This is a genomic window from Paenibacillus zanthoxyli JH29, assembly GCF_000520715.1.
GTDB lineage: Bacteria > Bacillota > Bacilli > Paenibacillales > Paenibacillaceae > Paenibacillus_AQ > Paenibacillus_AQ zanthoxyli.
In genome coordinates this window covers 1-9924 of record NZ_ASSD01000114.1, presented here as the reverse complement: position 1 = coordinate 9924, position 9924 = coordinate 1, and the positions used below count along the sequence as shown (strand labels likewise).

10 protein-coding genes and 1 pseudogene are annotated in these 9924 nt (G+C 52.0%); 2 read left to right on the top strand and 9 right to left on the bottom strand.

The window, feature by feature from the left end:
• Both L691_RS0104655 and proC read left to right on the top strand, forming a co-directional pair.
• Positions 1–1212 (top strand): glutamate-5-semialdehyde dehydrogenase (locus L691_RS0104655; RefSeq protein WP_025689083.1); only part of this gene is annotated, 1212 nt, incomplete at its 5' end.
• Between the two features lie 30 nt (positions 1213–1242).
• A complete protein-coding gene (gene proC, locus L691_RS0104650; protein WP_025689082.1) occupies positions 1243–2127 on the top strand; it encodes a pyrroline-5-carboxylate reductase in 885 nt (294 codons plus the stop codon).
• A 126-nt stretch (positions 2128–2253) separates the two neighbouring features.
• Here the strand turns inward: proC and L691_RS0104645 are convergent, their stop codons facing one another.
• From L691_RS0104645 to L691_RS27815, 9 genes and pseudogenes are all read right to left on the bottom strand, one after another.
• Positions 2254–2970 (bottom strand): hypothetical protein, encoded by a 717-nt coding sequence (locus L691_RS0104645; RefSeq protein WP_025689081.1) that lies wholly within the window; start codon positions 2968–2970, stop codon positions 2254–2256.
• Positions 2967–4076, bottom strand: coding sequence for a hypothetical protein (locus L691_RS0104640; RefSeq protein ID WP_025689080.1), 1110 nt, complete (start codon positions 4074–4076; stop codon positions 2967–2969). Before L691_RS0104640 ends, L691_RS0104645 begins: the two co-directional genes overlap by 4 nt.
• Positions 4077–4089: 13 nt before the next feature.
• A complete protein-coding gene (locus L691_RS0104635; protein WP_025689078.1) occupies positions 4090–4578 on the bottom strand; it encodes an anti-sigma factor in 489 nt (162 codons plus the stop codon).
• Positions 4575–5108 (bottom strand): RNA polymerase sigma factor, encoded by a 534-nt coding sequence (locus L691_RS0104630; protein WP_084653825.1) that lies wholly within the window; start codon positions 5106–5108, stop codon positions 4575–4577. Before L691_RS0104630 ends, L691_RS0104635 begins: the two co-directional genes overlap by 4 nt.
• Before the next feature lie 201 nt (positions 5109–5309).
• Positions 5310–6035 carry a DnaD domain protein gene (locus L691_RS0104625; RefSeq protein ID WP_025689076.1) on the bottom strand — a complete coding sequence of 242 codons (726 nt, stop codon included), beginning with the start codon at positions 6033–6035 and terminating at the stop codon, positions 5310–5312.
• Positions 6036–6051: 16 nt separating this feature from the next.
• A complete protein-coding gene (gene asnS / locus L691_RS0104620) occupies positions 6052–7347 on the bottom strand; it encodes an asparagine--tRNA ligase (protein WP_025689074.1) in 1296 nt (431 codons plus the stop codon).
• Positions 7348–7458: 111 nt separating this feature from the next.
• Positions 7459–8664, bottom strand: coding sequence for an acetate kinase (locus tag L691_RS0104615; protein ID WP_025689073.1), 1206 nt, complete (start codon positions 8662–8664; stop codon positions 7459–7461).
• Positions 8661–9533, bottom strand: coding sequence for a 3-hydroxyacyl-CoA dehydrogenase family protein (locus L691_RS0104610; RefSeq protein ID WP_025689071.1), 873 nt, complete (start codon positions 9531–9533; stop codon positions 8661–8663). Before L691_RS0104610 ends, L691_RS0104615 begins: the two co-directional genes overlap by 4 nt.
• 133 nt (positions 9534–9666) lie before the next feature.
• Positions 9667–9924, bottom strand: a pseudogene (locus tag L691_RS27815) (ATPase); the annotation flags it as partial.

Genomic DNA, 9924 nt, shown 5'->3' with positions numbered 1-9924 from the left:
CGAGCGGCGGGGGCGCTCGGCAGACTGACTACCGGGCAGAAGAACGAAGCGCTGCTCGTAATGGCAGACGCGCTGCGGCGGGAAGCTGCCGCGATTATCGAGGCTAACGCCGAGGATCTGGAGCGGGGCAGACAAGGCGGCACGCCGCAATCCATGCTGGACCGGCTGTCGCTGGATACCGAGCGGATCGACGCAATCGCCGAGGGACTTCAGCAAATCGCCGTTCTTCCCGATCCGGTCGGGGATACTCTTGAAACGCTGGAGCGCCCGAACGGTCTGATCATTGAGAAAATCCGTGTTCCGCTCGGTGTTATCGGAATAATTTATGAAGCCCGCCCGAACGTTACGGTAGATGCCGCCGGTCTATGCCTGAAGACGGGCAATGCCGTCGTGCTGCGGGGCGGCTCAGCCGCTCTCTCATCCAACCGTAAAATTGTCGAGGTGCTGCATGCCGCTCTGGCAGGGACGAGCATCCCTCCTAACGCGCTGCAGCTTATTGAGGACCCGAACCGTTCGTCCGTTGACGAAATGCTCAAGCTGAACGGTTTGCTTGACGTTATTATCCCGCGCGGCGGCAGCTCGCTTATTCAGAATGTTGTTAAGAACGCCACGGTTCCCGTCATTGAGACGGGCGCAGGCATCTGCCATACGTATTTGGATGCCAGCGCCGTGCCTGCAATGGCTGAATCCATCAGCCTGAACTCCAAAGTGCAGCGTCCCTCCGTCTGCAACTCGATGGAGACTTTGCTTGTTCACCGGAGCTTCGCGGCAGAGCATCTGACCGCGCTTGGAGAAGCTTTCCGCAGCGCCAAGGTGGAGCTTCGTGGATGTTCCCGGGCACGGACGCTCATTCCATGGGCGCTACCGGTTACCGAAGAGAATTTTGCAACTGAATATAACGATTATATCCTCAACATTAAAGTAGTAGACGGAATTGATGAAGCGCTGGAACATATCGCCCGGTACGGCACACAGCATTCCGAGTGCATTGTGACAGAGGATGAAGAGAGCGCCGAAAGGTTCCAAGATGAAGTCGACGCTGCCGCAGTCTACCATAATGCGTCTACCCGCTTTACCGACGGCTTCGAATTCGGATACGGCGCCGAGATAGGCATCAGCACCCAGAAGCTGCATGCCCGCGGACCGATGGGTCTGCCTGCGCTGACTTCTACCAAATACAAAATTTACGGCAACGGACAAATCCGGAGCTAGTCCTTATCCGCCAAGGAGGAACTCAAGACGATGTGTCAACAAACCGCTAAGCCTTTAATTGATCATAAGGTCGTTTTTCACGGAGCCGGCTCCATGGCAGAAGCGATCGTCCGTGGTCTGATTGCCCGCTCTGTCATCTATGCCGATAATATCGTTATGCTTAACCGCAGCAGCAGCGAACGTCTGGCCGAACTGCGTTCCCGCTACGGCGTCAATGGGACCAACGATCCCGAACATAAGGACGAATATTTACGTACATCCCCGGTGATTGTGCTTGCTATGAAGCCCAAGGATGCGGCGGCGGCGATTCGGGACCTCGCACCGCTGCTCACGGACGGGCAGTTAATCGTTTCCGTCATTGCAGGCATGTCCATCCGCACGATTCAGGGACTGCTCGGCAAGAAACAGCCTGTTGTCCGCACCATGCCGAACACCTCCAGCTCTATCGGGCTTGGCGCAACAGGCATTGCCTTCTCCAAGGAAGTTTCTGAAGAACAACGGAAGCTTGCACTTAACATCTTCGAGGCGGTCGGTCTTACGACCGTGATCGATGAAGAGCGCATGGAGACGCTGACCGGCATCTCCGGCAGTGGTCCCGCTTACATCTATTACATGATGGAAGCGATGATTGCCGCCGGCATCCGCGGCGGACTGTCCAAGGAGCAGAGCGCCGAATTGACCGTTCAGACGGTGCTCGGCGCGGCCCGCATGGTGCAGCAGACGGGGGAAGAACCAGCAGCACTCCGTAAGAAGGTCACCTCTCCAGGCGGCTCCACCCAGGCTGCGCTGGAAGTGCTTGACAAGGGAGATTTTTTTGAAACGGTGATTGCGGCGGTCAGCCGCTGTGCCGAACGTTCGCGTGAAATGGGAGCCGCGCTGGAAGCGGAGCTGGCTGCAGAAGGCGAGAACAACTAAGAGGATATACCAACAGCAGTATACAGAGGGCAATAAGAACCGCTATAAGGCCTTCGAAGGAGACCTTATAGCGGTTCTTTCAGCTTTTTGTCATACATTTGGCGGGTAGCAAGGTTCAGCTTCACTCTAGCGCTCCAAGATATTTCCTCTGCTGTCTCTTACTATCACCTTAATTCCCGCCGGAGCCGCGATTGTAACATCCAGCCCGGATCTGGAACGGTCCAGGGCATGGCTCGGTGTGTCTCCCAGCAGAAGGTAAACCGTGTCCCCAGTCCTTTCGCTCCGCACAAGATTCTTCTCAAGCTCTGAATCCAGGCGTCCGCCACTCGACCAGTAAGAACCGAATGTAAACCATTCTTTACCAGTCGTCTGATCCACCTTAACCTTGTATGGATTATCGCCCTGCACAATAATTTTGCCGATTCCATTAACAGAACTTCGCGTCTCCGGCAACGAATACTGGTATCCAGGTGAGCTCACAGCACTGCGAATCTCCTCAGTAAGCCCCAAAGAGCCGAGTCCCGCGAACACAAGGCAGCAGAGCGAAAGAATACCGACAAAAAAAATGCTAAGCACATCGTAATGGACTTTTCCTTTTCCCCGAAACCATAAAGTGTAGAGAACGATCTCCAAACCAAGCAAAATGAAAACTATCGGATACCAGGCCAGCGCGGTCTCGAATACTTCCATTCCTTTCCACTGCGAGATCATGATGAGGACGCCAAGAAACAGTAAATTGAGCCCCAAGGACAGCGATCCGACACGCCAATATCGAGCCCGGATTTCCTTCGCCTCGGGAATATTCCCTTTAGCTTCAGTCCGTTCTTCCGCTACACTATTCATGAAGGACCTCCTTTTCTTTTAACCACGCCGCCTTTTCTGCTGCCCGCGAGCAGCTTGAGCCCCCCGCCGATCAACAGAACGGAGACAAGGACTGTCTTAAGGTAAGCATTGACCCGGTACTGTAAATGCCACTCGGGAAATCTTACATCAAGCGCGGGAATCGCTATATTGGCCAAAATATAATACATGCCCAGGGCCAGCAGCCCCGCACCAAGCCAGCCTTGATGGTTCAGGAAGCCTTCAATGACAGGCCGGTCCTCTAACGGCTCGCGCCCGTAGCTGCTGACAAGCTGCAGTCCGTCAAAAAGGCTGTAGAACCAGATGATGGGGATCAGGAAGAACAGCAGCGATAAGCGCAGAAGATCCAAGATATATATGCTCCCCAGGAACAGCAGCATCAGTTGAAGTCCCCTTTTTTGCATTCCAAGATACATTTGTCCGGCTCCGGGGAAAGCAGACAGCAGCGTAGCCAGTACTCTACTGCGTTTCCCGTCTTCACGGCCCGCTTCCAAATCTTCAAAGAGCGATCGATCCCGCAGTTCCTCCCCCGCTAGCTTGCGATGGATATGCTGGACCGCGTCGAACATGCAATACAGCCAAATCACCGGGAGAACGCCGAACAGCAGCAGAAAGACCGAGCTGGAAGTTACACCTGTCAGAAATAGCATGACCGTCATATAGCCGAAAAAGGAGATAAGGAATGACAATCCCCGCTGCATCAGTCCCATATGGAAGTGGCCAAGTCCGGGAATAAAGGACAGCAGGATAATCTGAAATCGTTCATTCTCTCCGCGTATCTCCTTCATCTCGTATGGAACTTGAGGGTCAACATTATCCATTGGATTAGCGGGCCGGGACGGGTTTTTTAACAGCCTAATGAGCAGATCGAGCATGCTCACAGTCCACAGCAGCACAAAAGCGACTAAGCCGAGAACCATTAATTCATCCTCTCCCATTACGGCCCCCAGAAGAAAGGAAATGAACAACTCTCCGAATGAGATGAGAAAATAAAGGGCGCCCCGAATATAATTTCCGATATAGAAATGTCCCGCCCCGGGAAAAATATTCAGAAAAAAAGCCCGCAATTTGTTGCGTTCACTATGCATAATCTAACTCCTTTCATTGACGTCCGGCAGCCATAAGACGTTCAAGCCAACCGTTTGTTGTTTGAATCATTTGTTCGCTGTAGGAGGCTGTGCCATCTCCATTCTTCACCACAACGTCCAGTTTGCCGGTCATGAGCCGATCAAAGACGCCGGAAGATAGAAATAACAGGGTGAGCGAAGCAGCGATCAGATAATGAATGATCGTCCGGTTATACCAGCGGCTGTGACAGAATTGCGAGCGGTTTCCAGGTTCATGGTCCGGTTCAGATTGATCTGAAAGTGACGGCAGCCGGTTCATGATGTTCCGGGAGAAAGAAGCCGGATCGTCCAGAACGGGCAGTTCATCCCCATGCCGATTCAATATGTCCAGGTAGGCCGATAAAGCTTCATCTTCCCCTAGCAGTTGCTCCTCCATGGCTTCGCGTTCGTCGCGGGTACCCTGTCCGAATATGTAAGCTACAGCGGAATGGCGGAGGATTGCCTCTTTTTCGTCTTCTCTCATATCCACTCCTCCTTCTTCCAATGGTTTCGAATCCAATGTCTGGCCCTGTACAATCTTGATTCCACCGACTTAAGTGTGATCCCGAACTCGGCAGCGATTTGCTCGTAATTCTTATGCTCCAGATAATACGCGGTAACCACCTCACGATACCCCTCTGGCAGCCGCTTAATTTCGCTTCGGAGTCGATCATCTCTGTCACGCCGGATCACTGCGGACGGTATATCCTCACTGCCGGAAGGCGCAAATTCAAGCTCGGATTCATCCGCGCATAACCGGTGCTTCATCCGGTCCCGCCTGCGCTTTTCATCAATCGCCTTATGCAGGGCTATGCGGGTAATCCATGTCTTCAGGCCTTCAAAACGGTAGTTGGGGAGAGATTTGTATATCTGGAGAAAAGCCTCCTGCGCAGTGTCTTCGGCTGCCTTGGCATCCCGCAGCACGGAGTAGGCAACCTTGTATATATGCTGGCTATGCGTATCCACAAATTCTCGAAAAGCGCTACCGTCTCCTCGGCAGATTCTCTCAATCAATAACTCCTCTTCAATGGCTCCCCCCTCCTTCCTCAGCAATTGACGAAGAAACCGGGAATTCCCCCTGCACAGTATCCTCAAATTTTTTAATTGATTGTAATTCACACGAAAAATAACCGCAGCGCAAGACTTATTCAGCCTTGACACTGCGGTTCTTCACTACTCTTGGATCACCAACGAAATGCATACTTTCAGGCCCTGCTATCTTCCCCCGCGAAACCGCTGTGAATACGCCTTAACGTCCTGGGCGTTCTTCACCCGGTTCCGGTTCCATTCGAGCAGAATCCTGTCAATATAACGAAAATGCACCTTTCCGGCGAATACGGATTCCTTCAGAGCGAGCAGAATCAGCTCCTCGGGATACCGGTCCTGATCGAGCCATCCGGAGATTGTCTCGCATTCCATCGGAGAAAGCGGACGGCCAAACTCCTTCTCGAACACAACGAAAAGACTGCGGCTTTCATCTTCTCCAATCGTATCACCGGGTAGAATACTGCCTGTTCCGAGCGGGCCGCCGCCTCGAATTGAATCACGGTTTCCATCTGCTGCTGAAGAATCATTCTGAGACGCGAGATAAGAACCCAGCTTATCATATAGTCCCGAGAAGTCATAGCGTTCGTAATGGATACCCTGCCGCTCGTCGCTGCCCGCCATAATCTTTAAGAATCCTTCTTTGATCAGCTTCTGCAGCTCACTGGCAATAACCGAACCGCTGCGTCCGGTAACGGCTTGCAGCTCCTCCAGTGATGGAAAATCCTTTCCTTCAATCTGGCGGAAAGAGAGCAGATGAATGAGCAGCAGGGTCTCGCTGCCGGTCAAACCCAGCTTCCGGTAAGCGGTCAGAAGCGTATATGGAATGACGGCCATCCCGCTCTGCAGTCCAAAGGATGCGCCACCGCTCCAGCTGTTTCCTTCCTTGCCGTCCATATGCCCCTCCTCTCTCTTAAGGGTAGAGACGGTACAGCATCCGCGGGAACGGAATGGTCTCGCGCACATGATCCAATCCGCAAATCCAGGCTACAGTCCGTTCCAGGCCAAGTCCGAAACCGGAATGAGGAACAGAGCCATACGTCCGAAGATCCATGTACCATTTGTACGTATCCAGTGACAGCTCATGCTCCTTAAAGCGTTCCTCTAGCAGCTTGGGATCGTCAATACGCTGCGATCCGCCGATAATTTCCCCGTAGCCTTCCGGAGCAATCATATCCGCGCACAGTACAACGTCCGGACGATTCGGATCGGGCTTCATGTAGAAAGCCTTAATTCCGGCCGGATAATGCGTAATGAATACCGGCTTATCATATTCTTCCGCGATCGCCGTTTCATGCGGCGCGCCGAAGTCCTCTCCCCAAGGGATATCGAAGCCTTTATCATTCAGGAATTTGATCGCGTCGTCATAAGTGATGCGCGGGAATGGAGCCTTAATATTTTCCAGCTTGGAAATATCGCGTCCCACCGCCTCAAGCTCCGTCCGGCAGTTCTTTAGGACGGACTGCACGACATGACTGATGAACTCTTCCTGAATGCGCAGGCTTTCTTCATGCTCCGTGAATGCCATCTCAGGCTCGATCATCCAGAACTCGATCAAATGACGGCGGGTTTTCGATTTCTCCGCGCGGAAGGTCGGTCCGAACGAGTATACACGGCCGAGCGCCATCGCCGCTGCTTCCATATAGAGCTGTCCGCTCTGCGTCAAATAAGCATCTTCCTCAAAGTACTTGGTATGGAACAGGTTGGTCGTTCCCTCCGCCGATGTCGGGGTCAGGATCGGAGGATCGACAAGGGTAAAGCCGTTAATGTCGAAATACTCCTGAACCGCCCGGATAATTTCCGCCCGGATTACAAGTATCGCCCGCTGCTTCGAGGAGCGGAGCCACAAATGCCGGTGATCCATCAGGAAATCGACGCCATGCTCCTTCGGTGTAATCGGATAATTCTCGGTCAGGTGCAGAATCTCGATTCCAGTCACCGTCATCTCAAATCCTGACTGGCTGCGGGGTTCTTCGCGGATAGTCCCTGTGACGTACAGGGAGCTTTCCTGGGTCAGACTTTTAGCGGCGGTCCAGACCTCCTCCGGTACCTCTGATTTTACGACGACGCCCTGAATATAACCGGTTCCGTCCCGAAGCTGCAGGAACTGAATTTTACCGCTGGAGCGTTTGTTATTTACCCAGCAGCCAATGACGACGCTTTCTCCAACATGATCCTTCACGCCCCGGATAACAGTTTTGCTAGCCATGCCATCAATCTCTCCTCTGTAGAAGTGCAGTAGGGTAAAATGTCCGACAGCCAAAGACCGCTAACGGGCCTTTGGCTGTGGAATCCTCTTGCTATTTCCTATTGTAACTCTTTACGCTTGTTCTTGCACGATGCGAAGCGTATCGCGGGCGATAACGAGCTCTTCGTTGGTTGGAACGACAAGCACTTCCACCTTGGAGCCGCTGGCGGAAATGCGGCGAGGATCGCCGGAGCGGACCTTGTTCGCTTCTTTGTCAAGTTCGATTCCAAGGAAAGTCAGGTTGCTCAGAACCTTCTCGCGAAGCAATGACGCATTCTCGCCTACGCCAGCCGTGAAGACGATGACGTCAACGCCGTCCATCGCAGCCGCATAGGCGCCGATGTATTTGCGCAGACGGTATTCATACATTTCAAAGGCCAAAGTGGTATTCGGTTCGCCCTTCTCGTAGCCATCAATGATATCGCGCATGTCGCTGCTTGTTCCGGAAATGGCAAGCAAGCCGCTGTGCTTATTGAGCATGGAGCTGGCTTCGCCCGGCGTAAGCTCCTCTTTGTTCATGACGTAGGGAACGACAGCCGGATCGATGTCCCCGCTGCGAGTACCCATCATGAGACCTTCCAGCGGGGTCATACCCATCGAGGTATCCACCGAAATCCCGCCTTGAACCGCTGTAACGCTGGCGCCGTTACCGATATGACAGGTGATAATTTTGAGGTCTTCCAGAGGACGGCCGAGGTAATCGGCCGAAGCCTTGCTTACAAATTCATGGGATGTCCCGTGAGCGCCGTAACGGCGAACTTTATACTTGTTGTACAGCACTCTTGGAATAGGGTACATATAAGCTTTTTCCGGCATAGTCTGATGGAATGCGGTATCGAATACGACAACCTGAGGAACTCCCGGCATATTGATTTCCGAAGCGGTAATCCCCATAACGGCCGCCGGGTTATGTAGCGGCGCAAGGTCGAACAAACGGCGGATTTCCGATTTGGCCGCCCCGTCTACCAGTGCCGATGCCTTAAAGGTCTCGCCGCCGTGAACGACGCGGTGACCGACGGCATTGATCTCTTGAATGGAGTCGATCACGCCATGCTCCTTGTCGGTCAGATTGGCCAATACTTTACGGATTGCCGTCGTATGTTCCAGAATCTCACTTACTTCGGTTACTTCCTGTTTGCCCGTCGGCTTGTGGGTCAGGATCGAGGAATCCATACCAATACGCTCAACCAATCCTTTGGCCAGCACAGATTCATCCGTCATGTCATAAAGCTGATATTTCAAAGAAGAAGAACCTGCGTTAATTACTAGTACTTTCATACACGGTCACCATCCTTGTCATACTTGAAGAAGCCTTCGCCCGATTTCATGCCCAGTTGTCCCGCACGCACCATCTTTTTCAGAATGGTCGATGGGCGGTATTTCAGTTCGCCGTACTCGCGGAACATGCGCTCCAGAGCGGCAAGCACCGAATCAAGGCCAAAGCGGTCAGCCATTTCAAGCGGGCCGTATTGGAACTGGTAGCCAATACGCATAGCATCGTCGATATCTTCCGGGGAAGCGACGCCCTCTTGCAGAACATGCATAGCTTCATTAATGAACAGACAAATGAGGCGTGAAGTTACAAATCCCGGGGATTCGTAGATCATTACGCCTTTCTTCTCAACAACATCGTCAACAAAAGCTTTAGTATGCTCAAATGTCGAATCGGACGTCTTAAGACCGCGTACGATTTCTACGACGTCCACCTTGGCGACTGGGTAAATGAAGTGCATGCCGATGACACGTTCAGGGTACATCGTGGAGCTTGCAAGCTCCGTCAGACTGAGCGTGGACGTGTTGCTGGCAAGAATAATATTGTTCGGACATACCTGGTCGAGCTGATTAAATACTTTCTTCTTCTCTTCCAGGTCCTCAATTATAGTTTCGATGACCATGTCGCAGGAGCTGAGTTCCGCGAAATGTGTCACTTTTTGGATACGGCCGAGGATAAGCTTCTTCTCTGCCTGGGTGATTGCCCATTTCTCCAGTTGTTTATCGAGACTCGTCTCGATCATGCTGTAGGAGTAATCCAATTTTTCCGGCGTTTTCTCTACCAGCAGAACATCCAGACCCTTGGCTGCCAACATTTCAGCAATCCCCTGTCCCATCGTGCCTCCGCCGATAACACCGATTTTTTTAAAATTCATAAAAAGCCTCCATCCTTTCAGGTATCTCTACATTTTTGCAGGACCTATTTGTTTGTCGAAAAAACAGCATACTCCGACATTTATAATATCTTAGCATGCATTAAAAGTAAAAAAAAATAACCGGCATCAATAATTATGCCGGTAAAAGGACACTGTCACGAAATTGACAACGAAATTGTTCTCCGGAAAGCACTTCTTCCTTCATCAGGATATCCAGGGAATAATCAAAAAGATTTCGTTTATTTTCCAGAAGTGAATGAGTTCGCTCCATCAGTTCGTCCAATATTTTACTATTCTCTTTCATTAATTCTTCCGTTGTGACCATTTCCAGCTTGGCGATTCCAAGGGAGGTCAGGCCGGATTTCATCATCATTTCCACAATACCAAGCGC

Coding starts and splice junctions, on each gene's coding strand:
- proC (WP_025689082.1), top strand. CDS start 1,243: ATGTGTCAACAAACCGCTAAGCCTTTAATTGATCATAAGGTCGTTTTT.
- L691_RS0104645 (WP_025689081.1), bottom strand. CDS start 2,970: ATGAATAGTGTAGCGGAAGAACGGACTGAAGCTAAAGGGAATATTCCC.
- L691_RS0104640 (WP_025689080.1), bottom strand. CDS start 4,076: ATGCATAGTGAACGCAACAAATTGCGGGCTTTTTTTCTGAATATTTTT.
- L691_RS0104635 (WP_025689078.1), bottom strand. CDS start 4,578: ATGAGAGAAGACGAAAAAGAGGCAATCCTCCGCCATTCCGCTGTAGCT.
- L691_RS0104625 (WP_025689076.1), bottom strand. CDS start 6,035: ATGGACGGCAAGGAAGGAAACAGCTGGAGCGGTGGCGCATCCTTTGGA.
- asnS (WP_025689074.1), bottom strand. CDS start 7,347: ATGGCTAGCAAAACTGTTATCCGGGGCGTGAAGGATCATGTTGGAGAA.
- L691_RS0104615 (WP_025689073.1), bottom strand. CDS start 8,664: ATGAAAGTACTAGTAATTAACGCAGGTTCTTCTTCTTTGAAATATCAG.
- L691_RS0104610 (WP_025689071.1), bottom strand. CDS start 9,533: ATGAATTTTAAAAAAATCGGTGTTATCGGCGGAGGCACGATGGGACAG.